The organism is Nocardia sp. 348MFTsu5.1, from assembly GCF_000383535.1.
GTDB lineage: Bacteria > Actinomycetota > Actinomycetes > Mycobacteriales > Mycobacteriaceae > Williamsia > Williamsia faeni.
On record NZ_KB911532.1, the window covers coordinates 1 to 22,032 of the forward strand.

Genomic DNA, 22,032 nt, shown 5'->3' on the forward strand with positions numbered 1-22,032 from the left:
GGGAACTGTCGTGATGCTCAGCCTCGCCGGCGCCAACCGAGATCCTCGAAAGTTCGAGAACCCGAACGAGTTCCGCCTCGATCGCAAGAATCTTCACGATCATGTCGCTTTCGGCCGTGGATTGCACACGTGCGCGGGCGCACCACTGGCCAGAATCGAGGGCCGTGTCACCCTCAACCGTCTCCTCGACAGGATGCAAGACCTCAACATCAACGAAGTGACTCACGGACCGGCCGACAACCGCTCATACGAGTACGAGCCGTCGTTCCTGTTGCGCGGACTCACCGAACTCAACATCGAGTTCACGCCCGCACCGTGATCCCACACGTGAGCAGCTGCCTCAGGGCTCGAGTGGTCGCAACCAGATAGTCGATACCCAGATCGGCAGCGATATCCTTCAGCGCGCTCCCCGTTCTGCGCGTGATGACGATCTGCGCGCCACTGACGTTTCGGAACGGCGAAGCCACCGTCAATCAAATTGAGCATGGAAATCGGCCTGGCCGGTGGATGATGCCGGTGTTTCGCGTGGTCGCACTCCGTCGAGGAAGAGCCGAACACCGAATCTGATACTTTCCTCGATCTCTTCTTCGTCGAGAGCTGTGCCCCAGATCGCGCCACGCGCAAGACCGCTGACGACCAGGCTCAGAAAGGCGTTGCCCAGCAACTCGGGTTGATCGACCTCGATCGCGCCCGCCTCTGCATGCCTTTCGAGCACTTCCGCGATGTAGGCGATGGCAGGCAGAGTGCCCTGCTCGTAATACAGCCGGGAGATATCGGGAAACTGGTAGGCCTCCGCATCGAGGATGCGCTGAATTTGCACACCGCTCGGGCTCATTGCGGACTTGACCCGGATTCGAGCTATCGCGGTCAGAGTCTCTTCGAGGTCATCCGTTTCAACCGCACGCATGGTCTCGATCGAGACTATCCACCGGTCGACCGAGCGCTGGACGGCCGCCCGGAACAACGCGGCCTTGTCCTCGTACCGGGCGTACACCGTGCGTTTCGTCATGTGGACCGTGCTGGCGATTCCGTCAATGGTCGCCTGCTCGAAACCCTTCTCCAGAAATATTTCGAAGGCCCGGTCGAGCAGCAACTCGTGGCGCGCTTCTGCCTGCGCTTTGGTAGGTCTACCAGGCCCTTTGGCCTGCAGCGACCCGGCGGGCAACCGTGTCATCGCCGTTGGGTGGTCGAGGTGGTCAGCAACAGAATCTCCAAAATGAAACGCTCGTGGGCCATTAATGCTTTACTCGGAACCACGATAGATCAAGCACCAAGGACCAAGGGAGAACTGCATGTCCACGCCAACGGAAACCGGACCGGCCCTGACACGGCTGACAGACATGGTGAACGCGAAGGACAGGTACGACGTGCCGCCTGCCGACCTGCTGGACACTCAGCTGGAAGCCGCGAACGGCATCTTCCAGGATCGGCTCGACAAGATCCCGCTGCTCAAGAATCGCGCAGAGGAGGGTGGCATCACATCGGTCACATCGCGCGAGGATCTCGTTCCCCTGTTGTTTGCGCACACTGCCTACAAGAGTTACCCCGAGGGCTGGCTGCTGGAGAAGAAGTGGGATCGCCTTGGCCGATGGCTTTCGACGATCTCCACCAACGATGTCAAAGATGTTGATCTCGAGGGAGTCTCAGATATCGATGACTGGCTGTCCCGGCTGGAGCAGGTAGGCCACTTCCTGAGCTGTTCCAGTGGCACCACCGGAAAGTCCGCGATGATGAACTCGACGCAGGCAGACCTGGTCTGGAACCGCAAAGAGGCGATGAGCTCCTTCGCATGGGGATCGGGATCACAGATCGGCGAGAAACGCATGATGTTCGGCCTCGGGCCGGGGTCCACCGTAGCCCGCAACAACGCGATCCGAGACGCCCTCATCGAAGGATTCAGCGACCCTGACCTCGAGCCGTTCCTGTATCCGGTGCCACCCATCACGATTGGGCAGATCACCGGTATGGTGGCGTTGCGAAAGGCCATGGCCGACGGAACCGCGCGGCCTGGTGATATGGCCCAGTTCGAAGCAACCTCCGCTGCCCGGCAGAAGTCGATGGATGACGCATTGTTGCTGTCGGTAGAGGCCCTGGTTGCCAACCGTGACAAGAAGCTGTTGCTCACCGGAATGTATGCAAACCTCTACAAGATTGCCGAAAACGTCCGGCAACTCGGGTACAGCGCCGGCGACTTCGACCCCGAGAACACGATCTACATCGGCGGTGGCCTCAAGGGGGCCGAATTGCCCGCCGACTACCGCGAATACATCGCCGAGACCTTCAACCTCGCACCCGAACGCACCTTCCAGATGTACGGCATGCAGGAGATGAATGCAGCGATGCCGCGCTGTACGTCCGAGCGTTATCACGTCCCGGCCTGGCTGATGCTGCTGCTGCTCGATGAGACCGGTGAAAATCTGCTCCCGGATTCGACCGGTGAAGTCGAGGGGCGTGCAGCCTTCTTCGACTTGTCGGTGCACGGCCGGTGGAACGGTGTCATCTCCGGCGACAAGATCGTGGCGGACTACAACCCCTGCGCCTGCGGAAACCGCAGCCCATCCATTCGCGACAACATCAGCCGATACGCGGACACGCCCGGCGGCGACAAGATCAGCTGCTCCGGAACCACCGATGCCTACGTCCGGGGGATCTCATGAGTGTCGACACCACCACTTCGCCGATCGACCAAGAACCGGCCGTCGCGGCGTACTTTTTCGTCAGAGGCAAACTGGTCACCGATGCTGCGGTGCTGCACCGGTCGCGCGACCTCGGCGTCGACTTCACCACGCCGAGAATTGATTTGAACCAGCTGATTCAGCCGCGGTCCGAACTGCCGCCCTTGCTGGACGTCAAAGTCGACGACATCATCGACTTCCTGGTCGAGACCGGCAAACGCCTCAATCTGGACAGTAATTCATACATGCAAGAAGCACTCGAACGCGTCGTGGCAACCAATCCACTACCTCGCCGAGTGGTCGAGAATCTGTATCGGGGTGCCCCGTATCTACTCCAGAAGGACATGCTCACGTCCATGGTCGAGTCGAACTTCGCGAACCCGGCAGCCCTCGACGGCTGGGTTTCACGGACCGACGTTCATGGCAACAGCGGCGCGGTTCGCGCATTCCCACCCCGCATGGTCCACATGCTCGCCGGCAACTCCCCTGCCGGCTGCGTCTCGTCGATTGCACAGGGCGCACTGGTCAAAGCAGTCAATGTATTCAAGATGCCTTCGAGTGACCCGTTCACCACCGTGGCGGTCCTGCGGACCATGGCTGACATCGATCCGGACCATCCGGTCGTTCGTTCGATGTCGGCTGTCTACTGGCGCGGCGGCGACGAATCCATCGAGCGCACCCTGTACCGGCCGCAGTACATCGACAAGATCGCCGCCTGGGGTGGCGGTCCCGCGATCGACAACGTCATCCGCTACCTCGGCCCAGGACTGCAACTGGTTTCGTTCGATCCAAAGACCTCGATCTCCATGCTCGGCAAAGAATCCTTCGCAGACACCGCGACCATCGATGCTGTGGCCGAACAGACCGCGCAGGATGCCACACTCTTCAACCAGGAAGCCTGTCTGGCAAGCCGTTTCGTCTATGCCGAAGGTGATCGAAAAGGCATCGAGCAGTACTGTGCAACGCTCGCCGAACGCCTGGGTGTCGATCGGGAGACAGCGTCCGCCATCGCGCCACCGATTCCTCCCGAGATGCGCGAAGAAATAGAGATGCTGAAGATGGTGGGTGGGGAGTACAAAGTATTCGGCAAATTCGACGGTGCCGGAATGGTCGTGCTGTCCGATGAACGAGTCTCGTTCCACCCCAGCGGAAAAACTGTCAACGTCGTGCACGTCGAGTCGCTCGACGATGCCGTTCCATTTGTGAACGTCGCCACTCAGACAATTGGGATCTACCCCTATGAACGGAAAGCGGCGCTACGGGATCGGCTCGCATGTGCCGGCGCGCAGCGCGTGGTGCGTTTGGGGTCGGCGGCCAGCCACGTCCTCGGCAGCCCTCACGACGCGATGTATTCCCTGCAGCGTTTCGTGAACTGGATGTCCGACGAGGATGTCTAGGGACATGGCCGTCGTCAGCACGGACGGCCTCGGAAACGCTGACATCGGGGCAAACCAGCTGATCGACAGTGCGCGGCGTAACGCCCGACGACGTTACCTCCGACCTCGGCTTGCAGTTCTGGGGTCGAGCATGGCTGATGTGGTCGAGCACGCCGGAGGCTTCGTGTTCGATCGCGTGATGGCCGGCTGGGATGTCACCGTCCTGGTCCCAGGGAGTACGAATCATCGGGCAACACGGATCCTCGGATCGGGGTTTCTGAACCTGGACCTGGCACTGACACGCGAAATGAGATATGCGATGTCTGCGACGGCCGGCGACCCGTGGCCCCACGCAATCGCGCTTTCTCGGTATCTCTATGAGAGCGAACCGCGAATCCGCATCGGGTTGGGACAGCAGACCATCGAGCGGGGGCTCAACAAGGTCCTGCTGTGGGGCAACAGATCTGAGTACGAGCGTCATCGCGGTGACTCTATTGACCACCGACTCAGCATCGCGGCGCTCGTCTTCAAAGCTCAAGCTCTTTCGGCGGCGAAATCCATGCCGACCGAAGATGTCGGCCGCATCGAGACCTTTATCGAGCAGCCACCTGCCGCACACGCATTCGCGCCCGACCTCGCCCCCGCAACGTGAACACATATAGCCACCTCAACCCATTCACCGAAGGAAACGCCGAATGAAAGACCAGTGGAACGCCACTGATGTTCCCGATCAAAGCGGGAGGGTCGCGGTGATCACCGGGGGTGGTGCCGGCCTCGGATACGAACTGGCGCTCGTACTCGCCGGCCGCGGTGCCCACGTGGTGCTCGCAGTTCGCGACACCACCAAGGGCAAAGACGCGTCCGAACGGATCACAGCCGCACACCCGCACGCACAAGTCACCGTCCAGGAGCTCGATCTCGCGTCACAGCAATCGGTGAAAGACGCTGCAGCGGCGATTATCTCGACTCACCCCCAGATCGATCTGCTGATCAATAACGCAGGGGTGATGTTCCCACCCAAGACCGTCACCGAAGACGGTTTCGAACTGCAGTTCGCGACCAACCACCTCGGACACTTTGCGTTGACCGGACTTCTCCTCGGCCAGATGCTGCCGGTCGAGGGTTCACGCGTGGTGACCGTCAGCAGCCTGGCTCACAAGGTTCGCGCCGCCATCAACTTCCAAGATCTACAGTCCGAGAACGAGTACTCACCGAGCGCCGCCTACGCGCAGTCAAAACTGGCCAACCTCTTGTTCACCTACGAACTCAACAACCGTCTTACCGCCCAAACGAATTCGATGACCATCGCGGTAGCGGCACATCCGGGCGGCGCCAACACCAACCTGACGCGTCACACTCCTTCGAAACTCCGCTGGATCCAAGATCTGGCCGCTCGGTTCATGTTCCAGAGTGCTGACATGGGTGCCCTACCAATACTGCGTGCCGCAACGGATCCCAACGTCGAGGGCGGCCAATACTACGGACCCAGCGGCTTCATGGAACAACGCGGCCACCCAGTCGTGGTCAAATCCAGTGCCAAATCCCACGAAGAGGGACTCCGGCGCCAGCTGTGGGAAGTCTCCGAGGGCTTGACCGCCGTCAGTTACCCGGTCTGAATCGTGCGCCACAACTCTTGACCAACGTATGAACCTCACCATCCGCCCCGATCAGCCGACAGGCCTCAAACCGAAGGAAATCATGGACAAGTTACGCGTCATCCAATGGACCACCGGCAAGGTCGGGAAGCTCAGTCTGCGGGGCATTCTCGACGATCCGCGGCTCGAACTGGTCGGTGTCTACGCCTACTCCGAGGACAAGGCCGGCACCGACGCCGGACCCCTGTGCGGACGACCTGACACCGGCGTCCTGGCCACCACCGACATCGACGCGCTGATCGCCTTGGGTGCCGACACCGTCTTCTACAACCCGTTCATGGCCGACCTCGACCACACCGTCCGTCTGCTGGAGAGCGGACTCGACGTGATCAGCACCAACCTGTTCCTCAACGTCGGTGGTATCGCGGGTGAGACGGAGAAGGCGCTGGCCGCCGCGTGCGAGCGTGGCGACAGTTCGCTCTACATCTCCGGAGTCAATCCGGGCTGGATCAACACGATGGTGACGGCGATGACTGCCGTCTGCCGTGACGTGCAGCAGGTGTCGGTCTTCGAGTCGGCGGACTGCTCGGTGTACGAGTCGGCCGAAACGTGGCAGGGGCTGGGCTTTTCGCTGCCGGAGGCGTCCCCCGAGGTGCTCGAGATGGCGAAGATGTGGTTGAGCCCGTTTCACGATTCCGTCGGACGCATGGCTGTCGCGCTGCACTACGACCTCGACGACATGGAGTTCTTCATCGAACACCAGACCGCGTCGGAGGACGTCGATCTGGGCTGGCTGTTGATGAAGAAGGACACCATCGCCGCGATCCGTGCCGGGTGGAATGGCAAGGTGAACGGAAAGACGGTTGTCCAGTCCAACGTCGCCTGGTATCTGACGAAGAAGCTCAACGGGGACTGGGTGTTTGACGACGATCACTATCACGTCGTCATCAAGGGTGAACCGGAAATCCAGACCCGCATCCGGTTCATCCCGCCCGAGCACTGGGGCAATCACGAATGGGACACGATGACCGCCATGCCGGCGGTCAGCGCTGCGTTCAACGTTGCCGCCGCGCCGGCGGGCATTTTGACCCTGAAGGATGTGGGCTTGCCGTGCGCGCCCGCAGGAATCTGGGACACCGAACGGAGCCAGGGACATTCGGTAACGGTCTGACGCGGCCAACATCGCATCGGTGGTTGCGGAACGCGAGCCTGATCCGATGAGAGCAGCTGTATGCGAAAATGTCTGCGATACAGCAGACTTGAAGCATTCTGAAGAGTCTTTGATAGGAGAACCCAGCCGATGGTCAACCCCTCGCAAGGTGCGTCTGAAGCTCTCGTGCAGGTGAGGTGGGCCGATATGGATGTCAACCGGCACGTCAACAATGTTCAAGTGGCCCGACTATTCGAGGAGGGAAGGGTTCGGATACTCCGCGAATGGTTTACGCCCGATATGCCCGGCACTGGCGCCGCGCACGTAGCACGACTCGAGATCGAGTTCGTTGCGCCGATGTACTACACCCCCGAACCGGCTACGGTCCGGCTGTGGACATCGCGCGTGGGAACGTCGTCGTTCGATCTCGGAAGTGAATTGCGCGATGGGCACGGCAACGTGGTCGCGTACTGCGAAATGACCACAGTCACAGTCGATGCCGATTCCGGCCAGTCACGCCCATTTGCCGCAGATACACGGGATTTCCTGCAGTCCAAACTGGGTGAGCCAGTGCCACTTCGTCGTAGAGCATGACCCACGAAGTTACCGCAGGCCAGAGATCCACAATCGCCTACCTACCCTCGGCAAACTCGTCAAAGGCGACCTGAAGACACGCTTCGCAGTCGGAATCAGCGGTGCGGGGCTATCGCTCCGCACCGCAGATCGAGTATCGGCGTTCGATTCCCGCAGTGGCTCTTCCCCACTCACTTGCGGCAACTCTGTCCTGATGGATGTTGAATGCCGCAGCGTCGGCAAATCGTTCGTCGACTTGCCACACATACGGGTCGTCAGTCCGGAGTACCTCGAACGAAATGCAGCCGGACTCGGCGCGAGTCAGTTCGGTGTGACGTGGCAGATGTAGCAGGACAGCCGTCACCTCAGCATCACTCGCGCAGACCAGCTGCCCAGTGAGAACGACCTGGGGCGTCACTTCAGATAACCTTCCCTATTGCGCGTTTGCTGGCGTTGCGGCTTTGCGGATTCGCGAGTATCCGCAGGTCACGATTGTTTGCTGCAGTTACCACATCTTGGCACGATTGGGACTACTGCGGACGGTGCATTGGCCGATGGATTTGCTGCCGTCGCACATCGACAGGAAAGCGCGCCACAAGGCGGCGACCGAGGATGTCCCGATCACGGAGGCTTCACCTCCAATCCGGATTCTCGGGCGCCGCACCCACATTTAGTTCCTCAACCACATTTCTTCAGGCAATGGCGAACCGAGACCGTACATTTCGATACCCTGCACGTTCTTGCCCGCAATCACCGCGGGTGTGGATCGGACATAGAAGAGGCCCGGAACCACTTCAGCAATTCGCTTCTGCACGATGTCGTACGCTGCTTTGCGTTCCTCTTGTGTTGTGCCGACGCGACCGGCGTCAAGTGCTGCATCGAGTTCAGGGTCACTGATCCCGGTCATGTTGCCTTTGGACTTGGAATGGAAACTGGTCCACAGTTCGGTATCGGGATCGAGCACATTGGCCGACGACACCACCATCTGGAAATCACGCCCGGCCACCACCGACCCGATCGCACTGGAATCAAGGGCCTTGATATTGACTTTGACATTGTCGTAGGCGCTCAGCTGCGCTTGCACAGCTTCTCCGGTCTGCTTGTTCTCCGTGGTCGAGAACGAGGTGAAGTCGAACGTGACGGTCTTCCCCTCGGCAGCCAACTCGTCGAACAGTGCCTGCGCTTCCGCTTTGTTGTACTCCGCCAACGTGATATCGCTGTAGAACGGCGAGACTTCCGGGAACAGGGTCGTCGGCACCACTCCTGCGCCGTTGTAAACCACTGCATTGATCGTGTTGAGATCCAAGGCCATAGAGATCGCCTTGCGCGCCCTAGGATCGTCAAACGGTGCGCGACGGGTGTTCATCGCCATGTAGTATCCGCCACCGGTCTCCACCAGTTCGGACTTGAGTCCCGAGTCTTCCGCCTTTGTCAGATTCGCGGCATCGGATTCCGAGGCGAGGTCGACGGCGCCACTCATGACGGCGTTGAATCGCTGGGCGGCGTCAGGCACAAACTGAACCGAGAGGGTATCTAGGTAGGGCTTGGGTGCGTCCCAGTAGCCCGGGTTCTTCGCGAATGTCATCTTGTCCTGCCGGGTCCAGCTGGTCAGGGTGAACGGACCTGCACCGACCGGCGCTTCGTCGAACTCCTGCTTCCCTTTCTGCAGAGCAGTCGGCGAAGCGATCCAGTTCAGCGCTGTGGTCACCACCGCCTGAGCGAAATGCGAGTTCGGCGCCACCATCGACACCTTCAGTGTCGCGGGGTCGATCACCTCGGTTCCCGCGATCTGCGGGCTCACTTTGCTCGCTCCCGATCCGAGAGCCGGATCGCGCATGCGCTCCCAATTGAACTTGACTGCTTCTGCATCGAGCGGAGTGCCGTCGGTGAACTTCAGCCCCGGCCGAAGTTTCATCGTGTAGGTGCTGCCGCCGTCGGTCGTGGAGAAGTCCTCGGCCATCTTGTACTCGATCTCGAGGGTCTCTGCGTTGTTGATCATCAACGTCCCGTACAAAGCGTTGCCCAACTCGGGTTGGGTTGCCCACACATTTCCCAGTGCGGCCGGGTCGAGGGTGCGTGGCTCGCTGACCTGGATGATGCGCCCGGCACCACCGGCCACCGGATCACCGACGTCGTCCGTCGATCCACTGGAACTCGGTGACCCGCAGGCGGTTACAAGCAGGGTTGCAGAACACACGGCGGCAATCATCGCCGTGAGTAATTTCTTTTGTCGAATCATCGTCGACCTTTCATTGGAATCGATAGTGGGTGAGCACAATTGGGGCGCGGAAGGGTAAAGAATCTCTGTTGCCTACCGCACGTTGTTCACATCGATTCCCGATGTGGGCCGGCGAGCTGCCCGCCGTCGACGACAAGAGATGTTCCGGTGCAGTACGAGCTCTCGTCAGAAGCGAAGAACAGAACGGCGTTGGCGATGTCCTCAGGCTTACCGAATCGGGCGATCGGCTGTTTCTGCACTGCCGCCTCGAGACGAGCGCGCACCTTACCGCCGTTCTTGAGCACCATCGGTGTCTCGATGAACCCGGGATGGACCGAGTTGACCCGGACGTTGCGTGGACCGCCCTCGAACGCCACGGTTTTGGTGAGTCCGGTGACTGCGAACTTCGACGCGGCATAGGTTGTCATTCCCTCAACCCCGACGAGGCCGTCGATCGACGAGATGTTGACGATCGACCCACCGCCGCTGTCACCCATGATGGGGAGGGCAGCACGCATGCCCATCCATACCGATGAGACATTCAAGTCCAGGATCGCACGATGCCCCTCGTACACCTCGTCCACGATCTTGCCCACGCCCCGCCCGCCACCGGCGTTGTTGACCAACACATCGAGTGGCGCGAATCGTTCGCTCGTCATCTCCAACAACCGATCCCAATCCATCTGGTCGGTGACGTCGGCATGCACGAACAAGGCGTCCGGGCCCAGTCCCGTGGCGACGATTTCCCCCAACTCGTCATTGACGTCAGCGATCACCACACGTGCGCCCTCCCGGACAAACCGCCGCGCCGACGCCTCTCCGATGCCGCTCGCCCCACCCGTTACCACCGCGACTTTGCCCTCAAGCCTCAGACTCATGAATTTCGGTCCTCTCCTCCGCCAACGCGGATTACTTTTTCCCGCACGCATATTCGCGCCGCGGATTCGTACCGGACGTCCATCTCATCGTGCGGGAGCATGGTCATGCCATATACGACCCACCGTTGATTCGCACCACCTGACCGGTGATGAAAGAGCCTGCTTCAGAAGCGAGTTGCAGCGCCGACAATGCGACGTCGCGGGTGGTGCCGACGATCGACAGCGGAGACGCCGTGGTCATCATCGCGATGTACTCCGCGCGCTTCGTGTGATCGACGGTCCCATCGGAGTCTGTCCAGTGCTGGTTGGTCATCCCCGTCTCGACCCAGCCCGGCGCGATGGCATTGACGCGGATGCCGACTGGCCCCAACTCCAGCGCAAACGTTCGGGTCAGTTGCGCGACTCCGCCTTTCGAGATCGCGTAGGTGACGCGCCCTGGACTGGCCCGGTCGAGGATGGCCGACGTCAGGTTGATGATGCTCCCACCTGATGACATGACCCGACCTGCAGCCTGGCATGCGAAGAACGTACCGCCGACGTTGACGCGAAGTACCTTCTCGAGTTCCTCGGGCGTCACCTCGAGGGCTTTTCGCATGATCATGATGCCGGCGGCGTTGACGAGGATGTCCAACCGACTGTATTGGGCGACAACATCATCGACTAAATCTGCCACTGCAGCAGGATCAGAGACATCCAGGTGCCGGGTCTCGATCGTCAGCCCTTGCTCCTCGCCTCGCGTTCGCGTCTCCAGTAGTCCTGGTTCGTTGACGTCCGTGGCGATCACCCGCGCGCCCGCCGCAGCGAGCACGATCGCCGTTTCCTGACCGATGCCGTTTCCGCCACCGGTGATGAGGGCGACCTTGTCGGTCACGAGAAAGGCGTCTGTCACTACAGGACTGTGGGCATTGAGCATGGGCTACGACGTCGCGTTCGAGAACGCGGCGTTGCGCTCGATCTGGTCTTCGGTCATGCGCCACGGGCTCTGGATGACCGCGCCACCGTCGACCACCAGGGTCTGGCCGGTGATCTTCGCGGAGAGACCAGAGGCAAGGAACAGGACTGCATCGGCGATGTCGCGACCGCGGGGCGGTGCGAGTGCATTGACCACATCCTCACCGAACGGGATCTCCGGGAGATCCCAGTTTCCCCCACCGACATTGCCGGGCGCGATCGAGTTGACCCGCACCCCGTGCTCGCCGTATTCATCGGCGAATGTCTTGACGAGCGAGATGACGCCGGCTTTTGCCGCACCGTAGCCGGCATGGAAACGAGATGAGCCGATGCCATCGACGGAGGTGAGCGCAATGAGCGAGCCCCCCTTCTCGTTCTTCACGAGGTGTGGGGTCGCTGCCTTGAACACGTAGAAGACCTGTGTGAGGTTGACCAAGATCTGTGCATCCCAGTCCTCATCCGAGATGTCCGCGGCCTTACTCCATTTCGCGCCACCGACGATGTCGACGCAGACGTCCAGCCCGCCCATTCGTGCCGCGGCGTCATCGACCGCACGGCGGGCTTCGCCTGAGTCGAGCACGTCGGCGACGATCGCAAATGCCTTGCCGCCCCCGGCCGTTATCTCCCGGACAATCTGTTCGCCGCGCTCGGCATCCTTATCGATGCAGGCGACGGTGGCGCCGGCCCGAGCGAGTTGCAGCGCAGAGCCACGCCCGTTCCCGGCACGCATGGGGATGAATCCCGCGCCGACCACGATGGCGCGGGCGCCGTTCAGTCCTAGATCGATCATGCTCACTTCTCAACTTTCTTCGGTGTGGCGGTGTGTGCCGGAAGCATCAGGCCACCGTCTCGAGTTCGTCGGTGTCATCGGAGTCGTCCACGTGCGACGAGCCCTGTGCGGCAACGGAGAACGTGTAGTCGGCGCGATTGAGATGGAGCAGACGCGTCGCGAGTTCCAGTCCCGACATCGGTGTGCTTGTTCCGAGGCGCCCGTGTTCGTTGACGTAGTAGTTCCGCTCGGGGTTCGCCGCGGGATCGAGCCAGATGAGCTTGCTCGCCTCGTCGTCGATCGCATTGTTGAATTCCCAGAACGCCTCGTCGGTGACCTCGGCACAATCGTTGCCGTCCTCGGTCACGGCTACGATCACCCGGGCGATGTAACCCACCCACGACTCCATCCACGCGGGGAGTCCGCCGACTCCGATTCCGCCACCGGTCGCCGGCTGCGCATTGGGTCCGTACAGTACGAACAGATTCGGGAACTCGGGGATCGCGAGGCCGAGGTAGGCCCGGGGGCCACCCTCCCTGTTCCAGCGTTCCTCGATGTGCACACCACCGCGCCCGCGGAAATCGATCGGCCACAACCATTTGGTCACTTCGAAACCGACCGCGGTGAGTGCCAAATCGATTCTTCTCTCGGTTCCGTCGACTGTGACGATCCCCCGCGCGCTGAACCTTTCGATGCCGTCGGTCACCAGTTCCACGTTGTCCCGGGTCAGTGACCGATACCACTTGTTGTCCACCACTGGGCGCCGGGCCGCGGGAGTGTAGTCGGGAACGAGCTTCTCGACGAGATCGGCGCGGTCGTCGACCTGCGACCGGATGTACTGGGTCAGGTTGTCGCGCAGCCTGTCGTTGCTCTTGCTGAAGATGCCGCCGGCAGCGCGCCATTCGGGATCGGGCTGGATGGTGTCGCGGGGATTGTTGGGTTTGAGCGCCGTGGTGCGGGCCCAGTTCCAGTAGTGCGGGATGTTGTCGAGCACCCAGCGCATCTCCGGGCTCACCGCTTCGCCGTAGCCTTCGCGGGGTGCGATCCACTGCGGGGTCCGCTGGAACACGTGAACCTGCTCTGCGTCCTCGGCGATCCTCGACAGAATCTGAACACCGGTGGAGCCGTTGCCGATGATGGCGACCGATTTGCCCTGTGCGCTGTGCGCGTCAGTCCACTCCGTCGTATGGATCACCTCACCGGCGAAACCCTCGATGCCGTCGGTGTCGAGCTTCTTCGGAGTCGAGAACAAACCGGTTGCAGTGACGACGAAGTTGCTGCTGACATCCCAGGCCACACCTTCTGCATCGGAGACACGCAGCGCCCACGACGACGATCGATCGTCGAACTCGGCAGCCTGCACTTCGTGCTCGAACCGGATGTTCTCGAACACGTTGTACGTCTTCGCCACCATCTCGAGGTAACCGCGCACCTCGGGTTGGCGGGCGAACTGCTCGGTCCACGGGTAGTTCTTGACGAAGCTGTACTCGTACGTGGTACTCGCGGTGTCGACTCGCGCATCCGGATACGTGTTGATGGCCCACGTCCCACCCACATCCGGCCGTCGTTCGTAAATGACATACGAGATCCCGAGCTGCTCGAGTTGCACGCCCATCGCGATGCCACACAAACCCGCTCCGATGATGACCACAGAGATATCGTCGGCGCGGTCCGGGCGCTCGCCGGTCCACTCGGCGAAGAGGGGGAACTCGTCGACGGCCGGCATCGTCCGGGCCACCGCGAACTCCTCGTCGGTGAGCTCTTGGCCCAGAGCGAGTTCCATCATCTCGCGGATTTCAGCGTCATCGAGGTCCCGGGGGATGTAATCGGCGGCCTTGTGGGCCACGAACGCTTCGGCTTTTCGGAAGAGATCCTCGCGTGATTCCTCGGCGATCGTCATCTCGAAGGCGGCACCACTACGGATCGGCACCAACTCGAGCTTCATGGCCGCCAACTCCGGGTCGCCGGTCGCGTGCAGCAAAGCCAACCGCAACGCGTGCAGATTCGAACTCGCCAATGCTTGTCTCATGAAGTCACCATTCACCATTTCGCTTCTCGTTTTCAGCATTTCGAAAATGATTTCGTAACTTGGTGCGTTACGCTAGCCTGAGGCGAAGATCACGTCAACGTTTTGGACACAGAAGGAGTTCGATGTCCCTCTCGGCGCGGCGCGCAATGCAGGTGCTGGACTTTCTGACCGTGAACGAGCGGGGTACCTTCACACTCAGCGAGCTCTCGAAAGCGCTGGATGTGAGTCCAGGTTCGATGTTCGCGGTGCTCAAGGTCATGAGCGACGGGGGTTATGTGATCCGGCACCCCCGCCACAAGACGTACACACTCGGTCCCGCCGTGGCTGCCGTCGGTCATGCGGCATCGGGCGCCCATCCGGTCATCGACCTGGCTCGCGCCGAGATGACCAGCTTGGCGGCGTCCACCGGCCACGAGTGCTCGGGCACCGTCATGGTCGGCAAAGACATCCTCTGTATAGCCGTCGAAGGCAAGCCGACCGGGCGACAGCTAGAACTCGCGCCAGGGCAGCGCATACCGCTGCAACCCCCTTTCGGCCAACCCTTCATGGCATGGATGGCACCCGCCGAGTTGCGGGACCGGATCATGGAAATGCCAGTCGATCTGCGGGCGCGCGTAGACGACTATCTCCGGTCTTACGGACCCGCGGTACGCCGACGGGGTTACACGGTGGGCCTCGAGGATCCGAGTCCCGAACGGCGCTCACTGACCCAGGATCTCGCCGAACGCCCCAACGACGCCGGTCTGCGCGAAACGCTGCTCGGGAAGTTCTTTGACGACCAGCCCAATTATGCTGTCCTAGAGGTTGATTCCGACATCGAGTACGACGTCGGCAACATTGCCGCTCCGGTCTTCGACCCCGATGGCCGCGTGGCTTTTTGCCTCACGCTGCTTCATCTCGGCACCCTGCACGGCAACGAGATCGCTGCGGCTGCACAACCGGTCACGGCTTCGGCGCAGTTGCTGACCAGAAAGATCAGTGGTCGCGCGCCGACTCACGACTGGAACGAAACTCTCTGACGGAGGGGGACCGAGTAAGGCGCCGCCACCCACACCCCACGAAAGCTTGAGCACCCGAAAGGCGACAATGACCGACACACAACCTGCTGTCAACGATCGCGATGCCACCGTCGAGGTCGAGCAACTCGATTTCACAGGTGTCCCCGTCCTGCGGATCCGGCCAGCCCGCGCGCGTGCCCACACCGCCCTGCTCCACTTCCATGGAGGCGGCTACCGACAAGGATCTCCACAGATCTTCTCCGACAGCGTCGCTCGGATCGCGGTCGCCTGCAGGACCCAGGTATTCTCCGTGGGTTATCGCTTGTCGCCGCAGAGCGCGTTCCCCGCGGCAGTGGACGATGCCGTCACCGCCTACGTGTCGATCACCGAACAGATCGCGCCCAACCGCCTCGTCCTGTGGGGGGATTCCGCGGGAGGTGGTCTGGCCGCGGCGCTGATGCTGCGACTACGCCAACTGCAGATCCCGGCCCCCTCCGGCGCATTCCTGTTCTCGCCATGGGCCGACTTACGCAACACCGCCGGCAGTTTTGCAGAGAATGCGATGACTGACGAGCGCTTCTCACTCGACAAGGCGACCGAGGCCGCTGCGAGCTACCTCGCCGGGCACCCGGCTACCGATCCATTGGCCTCTCCGGTCCTCGGAGATTGGGCTGGCCAACCGCGAATTGTCCTACAGGCCAGTGATTCAGAGGTGCTACGAGACGACTCTTTGCTTCTTGCCCGGATCGCCACGGACGCCGGGGTCGATGTGCGGCTGAAGCTTCACAACGGGGTACCGCACATCTGGAACCTCGCCTACCCCTCGACACCCGCTTCGGAACAGGCCATCGACTACATGGTCGAGCAACTCGGTGAGATGCTCGATCCGATCGTGCGAGCCTGAGCTGTCGGCGCGTCAGGGGCGTGGTCGAAATACCGGCAGTACCGCGCCCTCTTCGACCGTTTCAAAGACCACTTCGACCGGCATACCGACCCGCAGGTCCGTACCTTCGGCATCGATCAAGTTCGTATGCAGCAGGGGCCCCTCGTCGAGCTTCACCACCGCGACGACAGTCGGTTTGTCCGTGAACGACTTACTGTATTTCTGATGGACAACGGTCCAGGTGTGCAGGTGACCTGTCCCCGCGGCCGGGACCCACTCGATGTCGCGCATTCCGTGTGCGGTACACGATCCCGCGGGCCAGTACGACGTCGCGCAGATATTGCAGCGGTAGACCAGCAACACGCCATCGTTGCACGCGTCCCAGAACGGCTGGTCGATCGCGTCCTCGACGACATCGCCCGGTAGCGGGCGGCCGACGCTCACCGGTCTGCTCCCAGCACGAGGGTGGCGTGTGACCAGGATCCTTGGATCCCGCCATTGCCTCCCGATCCGCTGACGAGACATGTCCGCGCATCTGCGATCTGACTGCTCGGAGCTTGACCGCGCATCTGGAGTATCCCTTCACTCAATGGCGTGAAACCCGTTGCATAAAAACCGGACAACTGCCCGCCGCCGGTGTTTGTCGGTATCGTGCCGGTCGGCCCGGTGTGACCATCGGCAACAAACGCGCCTCCTTCGCCCGGTTTGCAGAAGCCATACTCCTCGAGCTGCATGAGGACGGCAATGGTGAAGGGTGCGTACAGCTGCGCCACGTCGATGTCACCGATGTTCATCTGCGCCTGCCCGAGTGCCGTCCGGGCCGCGCGGTCGACGTTCATCGACTCGAACATCGTTCCATCCCACCATGTTTCGATCGCATGCGAGGTTCCGCCGCCGAGCACGCGCACCGGATGATCGGTCAGATCGGCCGCACGGTCGGTCGATGTGACGATGATGGCGGCGCCACCGTCAGTCGGTCGAGAACAGTCCAGGAGCCGCAGAGGGTCAACGATCATGCGCGACTCCTGATGATCCGCAAGCGTGATCGGCTGCCCGTACCCCTGGGTTCCGGGCCGGATCGATGCGTACTCGCGCTCGACCACAGCTACCCGGCCCAGGTCTTCCGAGGTGGTCCCGTAGAGCTCCATGTGGCGACGCGCCGCGAGCGCGTACGTCGACGCCGGTCCCACCATGCCGTACAGGTAGGGGTAGCCGTAGCTGTAGGCCCTGATATCCCGCTCAACACCACCGGTGGTGTGCGGGACCAGTTTCGGAGGCTCCGACGAATACGCCTCCCCGTAGACGCAGGCGACGGTTTTGGCCTGGCCGGTGGCGATCGCCCCAGCTGCCACCAGAACGCTCGCGGTTGGCGAGGCACCTCCGGTCATCAACGAATAGGCGAAGGCCGGAGACAGTCCGAGATAGCGGAGATCTTCGAATGAAGCACCGATCAGGATGTAGCCATCGACGTCCGACCGTTCGAGGCCGGCATCGTCCAGGGCGAGGTCGAGCGCTTGTCGACGCAATTCGCGCCGTGAAATACCAAGGTGCCGACCCTGTTCGGTCAGACCGATACCGGCGATTGCAGCGTCTGGTTGGGGGGCCACGTTTGTCCTCCGTAGTGATCGACAGTCGTCCGTGCCGGATGACGCCGAAGAAGGTCCGCCGCCGGCGGACCTTCTTCAACATTCACGTTGCTAATTGATCCACAACTCTTCAGGTAATGGGGATCCGAGGCCGTACAGGTTGATGCCCTTGGTCTTCGACGCGGCTGTCACCGAGGGTGTGGACCGGATATAGAAAATGCCTGGTACGACCACGGCGAGTCGTTCCTGAACGGTGTCGTATGCAGCCTTACGCTCTTCGACCGTCGCGCCGACACGGCCGGCATCGAGTGCCGCATCGAGTTCGGGATCGCTGATCCCCGTCATGTTGCCTGAGGACTTCGAGTGGAAGCTGACCCAGAGTTCAGTGTCGGGGTCGAGGATGTTGGCCGAGGTGACAACCATCTCGAAGTCTCGCTGCCCGATGACGGACTGGATGGCGGTGGAGTCGACATTCTTCACGCCGACCTCGACATTGTCGTAGGCACTGAGCTGAGCCTGGACACCCTCTGCAGCCATCTTGTTTTCATTGCTCGAAAAGCTGGTGAAGTCGAACCTGACCGGCTTTCCTTCGGCGGCAAGCTCGTTGAACAGAGCCTGTGCCTGCGCCTTGTTGGGCTCTCGCAGAGCGATGTCGTTGTAGAACGGGGACTCCTCGGGGAACAAGGTGTTGGGCACCTCACCCGCACCGCTGTAGACGACGGTGTTGAGAGCGTCGAGATCGAGCGCCAGCGAAACCGCCTGGCGTGCTCTCGGGTCATCGAACGGAGCGCGCCGGGTGTTCATGGCCAGATACTGTCCGCCACCGGGCTCCACTACCTCGGTTTTCAGATTCTGGGCCATCGCATCTTCAATGCTTTTCGGGTTCGACTCCGCGCTGATGTCGGCACTGCCACTGACAACCGCATTGAAACGCTGAGCGGTGTCCGGCACGAACCTGAACGAGATCGAGTCGATGTAGGGCTTGGGCGCGTCCCAGTAGCCGGGGTTCTTCGTCAGCGTCATCTGATTCTGTCGACTCCACTCCGACAGCGTGAACGGACCGGCGCCCACCGGTGCGGCGTCGAAGTCCGCACGGCTCTTCTGCAGCGCGGAGGGCGAGGCGATCCAATTCAGCGCACTGGTGACCACAGCTTGATCGAAGTGCGAGTTGGGAGCGACCATCGTGACCGTCAACGTGGACGGATCGACGACCGTGGTCTCGGCGATCTGTGGACTGACCTTGCTCGCACCTGATCCCAGTTTCGGGTCCTTCACGCGGTCCCAGTTGAACTTGACCGCCGCGGCGTCCAGTGGTGTGCCGTCTGTGAACTTCAGTCCCGGACGCAGTTTCATCGTGTAACTGGCGCCGCCATCGGTTGTGGAGAAATCCTCGGCCATCTTGTATTCGATTTCGAGTGTCTCGGGATTGTTGATCATCAACGTGCCGTACAGCGCATTACCCAACATCGCCTGGCTCGCCCACACATTTCCCAGCGAGGCGGGATCGAGGGTGCGCGGTTCACTGACCTGGATCGCGTTGACCGCACCGCCGGGCACCGGGGCACCCTCGTCTTCGGACGATGCACCAGTGCTCGAAGGTGAACTACAGGCAGTCAAAAGTAGTGTGGCCGAACTCAACACCGCGATCGCGGCGGTGAGCAGACGTCGTTGTCGAATCATCCTCGACCTCTCGAGAGTAGTGCTATTGGGCTGGTGAAAAATGCTGCAGAACTGCTGAATCGGGGCAGGCCGGACGGCTCACATGACAGCGTGACGCTCTTTGAGCTCGATGATGTTGCCCCAGTCGAAGCCGAGTTCGAGGAGAATCTCTTCCGTATTTGCGCCGTGCTCGGGGGCCCGACGCAGGTCTGGTGGGCCCTCGTCGAATTGCACCGGCCCGTTGGGAAAGGTCAGTTCGGCACCGTTGTCGGATTCCACCGTCGAGAGGTAGCCGTTCGCGACCACCTGTGGATCCACCAGGACTTCCTCGACGGACTGGACCGGAGCCCAGGGCATGTCCGACTTTTCGAAGCGCACCACCCAGTCCGAGTAGGTACGGCTCGCGAAGATCTCGTCCAGCGTCTTGAGGCAGTCGACCCGGTTCTCCGCCCGCGTCGTAATCGTCGCAAAACGACTGTCGCCGAACAGCTCCGGCTGTCCCAGAACGTCACAGAGCTCGGCCCAGTAGCGATCGGGCTGGAGCAGCGCGAGAGTGATGTGGCGACCATCCTGCGTGCGGAAGACATTACCGAGCGGGTTCGGACCCTGACCACGCGACGACCGGGCCCGGGGCTCCTGTCCCTGGAGTGCGCCCAGCATGTCGGAACCGAGGGTCCACATGGCGCTGGCCAGCAGGGACACGTCCACGACCGAAGGTTCCCCGGTCCGTTCCCGCCGGAACAGCGCGCCCGAGACGCCGAACGCGAGATTCATCGCTGCCTGTCGGTCACCGAACGCGCCACGCGGTGACAGTGGATAGTCCAGGCCTTCGGGTGTCAACACGTGCGCCATTCCGCCACGCGACCAGAAAGCGGTGTTGTCGTAAGCCGGTATGTCTTTGTCCGGCCCGCGAACTCCGAACCCGTGACCACGCGCATAGATCAACTGCGGGTTGCGCTTTCGCAGTTCATCGACGCTCAATCCCAACCGGTCCAGGGCAGACGAACGGAAGTTGGTGAGGAAGACATCCGCTTCGGCGATCATCGTGTAGAAGATCTCCCGACCTTCCGGGTTCTTCAGGTCCAGGCCGATGCTGCGCTTACCCCGATTGGCCAACTCGATCGAGTAATTCACCCGCTCGGTACCGGTGGTGACCCCTTGCTCTACGAGACCACGGTAGGGGTCACCGGCGGTCGGCGACTCGACCTTGATCACGTCCGCGCCCCAGTCGGACAGCAACGCGCCGGCCACGGGTACGAACACCCATTGAGCCAGTTCCACCACTTTCACGCCGTCGAAGACGTTGGTTCCCGCCGTCGCATCCACCCTGATTCTCCTTCGTTCTTTGACCGATTACGTTGGTGCGGCGTCTATGTGAGGTCGGGGACGGTGGGGGTGAAGCGGTACAACTTCTCGGCGTTACCACGAAGAAGCTTGTACTGGGTGGCCTCAGGCAGATGCTGGATCTGCTTACGCGCCACATTGATCGAATCCGGCCACGTCGAATCCGAATGCGGATAATCGGTTTCGAACATGATGTTGTCCTCACCGATCAAATCGATGTTCGCGATACCGGCCTCATCCTGAATGAAACAGCCATACACATGATCTTTGAAACGCTGCCGGATATCGAGATCCATCGGAACCTCGGTAGCAGCATGACCCTCATACTTCACACCCTTGGCAGCCCAAAAACGCTGCTTGTCATACACCTGCTCCGCCCGCTCCAGAAAATACGGAATCCACCCGATATTGCCCTCCGACAACGCGATCTTCAGATTCGGGAACTTCTCGAAATAATCACTGAACAACCACTGCAACATCGTGCCGGCAGTACGGGTGGCACCCCAGGTCAAGTTCGCCATGAACGGCGCATCAGAGGCGATCGTCGGCAACCGCGACGACGACCCCACATGCATCGAAATGACCAGATCATGATCAGCCGCAGCAGCCATCACCGGATCCCAATACCGGCCCGGATCGTTGATCGTCGGCAACCCCAACGGCTCCGGATTCTCCGAAAACGCCACACTGCGCGCACCCAGGGCCGCAGTACGTTCGATCTCCTTGACCGCCAGCTGCGGATCCCACAACGGGATGATCACCAACGGAATGAACCGGCCCGGATCGGTGGCGCACCACTCCTCAAAAATCCAGTCGTTATACACCTGCAAACACCGCAACGCCAGATCCTTGTCCTGGGCCTCATAAAAGATCTGGCCACAAAACCGCGGGAACGACGGAAAACCCAACGACGCCAAAATCCCGGCCTCGTTCATATGCTCCAAACGCGCCTTCGGGTCATAACACCCCGGATGCATATCGGCATACGTGATCGCCTCAGGACTGAACTCCTCCCGCGACTTACCCACCACCGCCGACAACCCACTGGTCGGCACCACCCGACCCTCATACACCCAGGTCTCCTTGTCACCGGTCCGCACCAACTTCGGCGCCCGATCACGATCCTTCGCCGCAATCCGGTCCTGCCAAATATGCGGCGGCTCCAAGATGTGGTCATCAACAGAAATCAACCAATTCAAATCAAGGGCACTGTGCTGCGCAGTCACTGTCATCTCCATTCACGGTTCAAAGGGATGGACACGGAACCGGTATGGACCGCCGATCTCCCTGTAACTAGAATCACACTCTCGTACAGTATAGAACGACGTTGCCGTTTGCAACGAAAACG

The 22,032-nt window shown here is 61.2% G+C and carries 21 protein-coding genes; 9 read left to right on the plus strand and 12 right to left on the minus strand.

Features of this window, described 5'->3' with window-relative positions; translation table 11 throughout:
* Positions 1-319 (plus strand): cytochrome P450 (locus tag H290_RS29930; RefSeq protein ID WP_036520492.1); only part of this gene is annotated, 319 nt, incomplete at its 5' end.
* A gap of 150 nt (positions 320-469) precedes the next feature.
* On the opposite strand, the gene H290_RS0126795 is transcribed toward H290_RS29930, so the two are convergent.
* The gene (locus H290_RS0126795; RefSeq protein ID WP_020109948.1) at positions 470-1,174 is read right to left on the minus strand and encodes a TetR/AcrR family transcriptional regulator; all 705 of its coding nucleotides are present in this window, start codon (positions 1,172-1,174) and stop codon (positions 470-472) included.
* A gap of 118 nt (positions 1,175-1,292) precedes the next feature.
* Between H290_RS0126795 and H290_RS0126800 the strand changes: the two genes are divergently transcribed.
* The 6 genes from H290_RS0126800 (at position 1,293) to H290_RS29935 (ending at position 7,390) form a co-directional block, all read left to right on the plus strand.
* A complete protein-coding gene (locus tag H290_RS0126800) occupies positions 1,293-2,657 on the plus strand; it encodes a hypothetical protein (protein WP_051122220.1) in 1,365 nt (454 codons plus the stop codon).
* Positions 2,654-4,072: an acyl-CoA reductase gene (locus tag H290_RS0126805; RefSeq protein WP_020109950.1), complete on the plus strand. Its 1,419-nt coding sequence runs from the start codon at positions 2,654-2,656 to the stop codon at positions 4,070-4,072. The genes H290_RS0126800 and H290_RS0126805 overlap by 4 nt, the downstream gene beginning before the upstream one ends.
* A gap of 4 nt (positions 4,073-4,076) precedes the next feature.
* Complete coding sequence (locus H290_RS0126810) at positions 4,077-4,703, plus strand: hypothetical protein (protein WP_020109951.1); 627 nt, start codon at positions 4,077-4,079, stop codon at positions 4,701-4,703.
* A gap of 43 nt (positions 4,704-4,746) precedes the next feature.
* Positions 4,747-5,667 carry an SDR family NAD(P)-dependent oxidoreductase gene (locus H290_RS0126815; RefSeq protein ID WP_020109952.1) on the plus strand — a complete coding sequence of 307 codons (921 nt, stop codon included), beginning with the start codon at positions 4,747-4,749 and terminating at the stop codon, positions 5,665-5,667.
* Between the two features lie 79 nt (positions 5,668-5,746).
* The gene (locus H290_RS0126820; protein ID WP_196809641.1) at positions 5,747-6,817 is read left to right on the plus strand and encodes a hypothetical protein; all 1,071 of its coding nucleotides are present in this window, start codon (positions 5,747-5,749) and stop codon (positions 6,815-6,817) included.
* Between the two features lie 129 nt (positions 6,818-6,946).
* Entirely contained in the window at positions 6,947-7,390 is a 444-nt protein-coding gene (locus H290_RS29935; RefSeq protein WP_020109954.1) for a thioesterase family protein, read from the plus strand.
* Positions 7,391-7,499: 109 nt separating this feature from the next.
* On the opposite strand, the gene H290_RS0126830 is transcribed toward H290_RS29935, so the two are convergent.
* The 6 genes from H290_RS0126830 to H290_RS0126860 form a co-directional block, all read right to left on the minus strand.
* Positions 7,500-7,787, minus strand: a complete 288-nt coding sequence (locus tag H290_RS0126830) for an antibiotic biosynthesis monooxygenase (protein WP_020109955.1) — start codon at positions 7,785-7,787, stop codon at positions 7,500-7,502.
* Between the two features lie 252 nt (positions 7,788-8,039).
* On the minus strand, positions 8,040-9,608 hold the full coding sequence (locus H290_RS0126840; protein WP_020109957.1) for an ABC transporter substrate-binding protein: 1,569 nt from the start codon (positions 9,606-9,608) through the stop codon (positions 8,040-8,042).
* 86 nt (positions 9,609-9,694) lie between these two features.
* The gene (locus H290_RS0126845; protein ID WP_020109958.1) at positions 9,695-10,465 is read right to left on the minus strand and encodes an SDR family NAD(P)-dependent oxidoreductase; all 771 of its coding nucleotides are present in this window, start codon (positions 10,463-10,465) and stop codon (positions 9,695-9,697) included.
* 103 nt (positions 10,466-10,568) lie between these two features.
* On the minus strand, positions 10,569-11,354 hold the full coding sequence (locus tag H290_RS0126850) for an SDR family NAD(P)-dependent oxidoreductase (protein ID WP_036520499.1): 786 nt from the start codon (positions 11,352-11,354) through the stop codon (positions 10,569-10,571).
* A 27-nt stretch (positions 11,355-11,381) separates the two neighbouring features.
* Positions 11,382-12,206 carry an SDR family NAD(P)-dependent oxidoreductase gene (locus tag H290_RS0126855; protein WP_020109960.1) on the minus strand — a complete coding sequence of 275 codons (825 nt, stop codon included), beginning with the start codon at positions 12,204-12,206 and terminating at the stop codon, positions 11,382-11,384.
* A gap of 46 nt (positions 12,207-12,252) precedes the next feature.
* Complete coding sequence (locus H290_RS0126860) at positions 12,253-14,214, minus strand: NAD(P)/FAD-dependent oxidoreductase (protein WP_196809640.1); 1,962 nt, start codon at positions 14,212-14,214, stop codon at positions 12,253-12,255.
* Between the two features lie 122 nt (positions 14,215-14,336).
* Here H290_RS0126860 and H290_RS0126865 point away from each other — a divergent pair, with 122 nt between their 5' ends.
* Complete coding sequence (locus H290_RS0126865) at positions 14,337-15,233, plus strand: IclR family transcriptional regulator (protein WP_155977116.1); 897 nt, start codon at positions 14,337-14,339, stop codon at positions 15,231-15,233.
* Between the two features lie 67 nt (positions 15,234-15,300).
* Complete coding sequence (locus H290_RS29940; protein ID WP_020109963.1) at positions 15,301-16,116, plus strand: alpha/beta hydrolase; 816 nt, start codon at positions 15,301-15,303, stop codon at positions 16,114-16,116.
* A gap of 12 nt (positions 16,117-16,128) precedes the next feature.
* On the opposite strand, the gene H290_RS0126875 is transcribed toward H290_RS29940, so the two are convergent.
* From H290_RS0126875 to H290_RS0126895, 5 genes are all read right to left on the minus strand, one after another.
* Complete coding sequence (locus tag H290_RS0126875; RefSeq protein WP_020109964.1) at positions 16,129-16,539, minus strand: Zn-ribbon domain-containing OB-fold protein; 411 nt, start codon at positions 16,537-16,539, stop codon at positions 16,129-16,131.
* Positions 16,536-17,702, minus strand: a complete 1,167-nt coding sequence (locus H290_RS0126880) for a thiolase family protein (RefSeq protein ID WP_020109965.1) — start codon at positions 17,700-17,702, stop codon at positions 16,536-16,538. The genes H290_RS0126875 and H290_RS0126880 overlap by 4 nt, the downstream gene beginning before the upstream one ends.
* Before the next feature lie 90 nt (positions 17,703-17,792).
* Positions 17,793-19,361 carry an ABC transporter substrate-binding protein gene (locus tag H290_RS0126885; protein ID WP_020109966.1) on the minus strand — a complete coding sequence of 523 codons (1,569 nt, stop codon included), beginning with the start codon at positions 19,359-19,361 and terminating at the stop codon, positions 17,793-17,795.
* Between the two features lie 78 nt (positions 19,362-19,439).
* A complete protein-coding gene (locus H290_RS0126890) occupies positions 19,440-20,666 on the minus strand; it encodes a CaiB/BaiF CoA-transferase family protein (RefSeq protein WP_020109967.1) in 1,227 nt (408 codons plus the stop codon).
* A 44-nt stretch (positions 20,667-20,710) separates the two neighbouring features.
* Entirely contained in the window at positions 20,711-21,916 is a 1,206-nt protein-coding gene (locus tag H290_RS0126895) for an amidohydrolase family protein (protein ID WP_036520505.1), read from the minus strand.
* Positions 21,917-22,032: the final 116 nt, after the last annotated feature.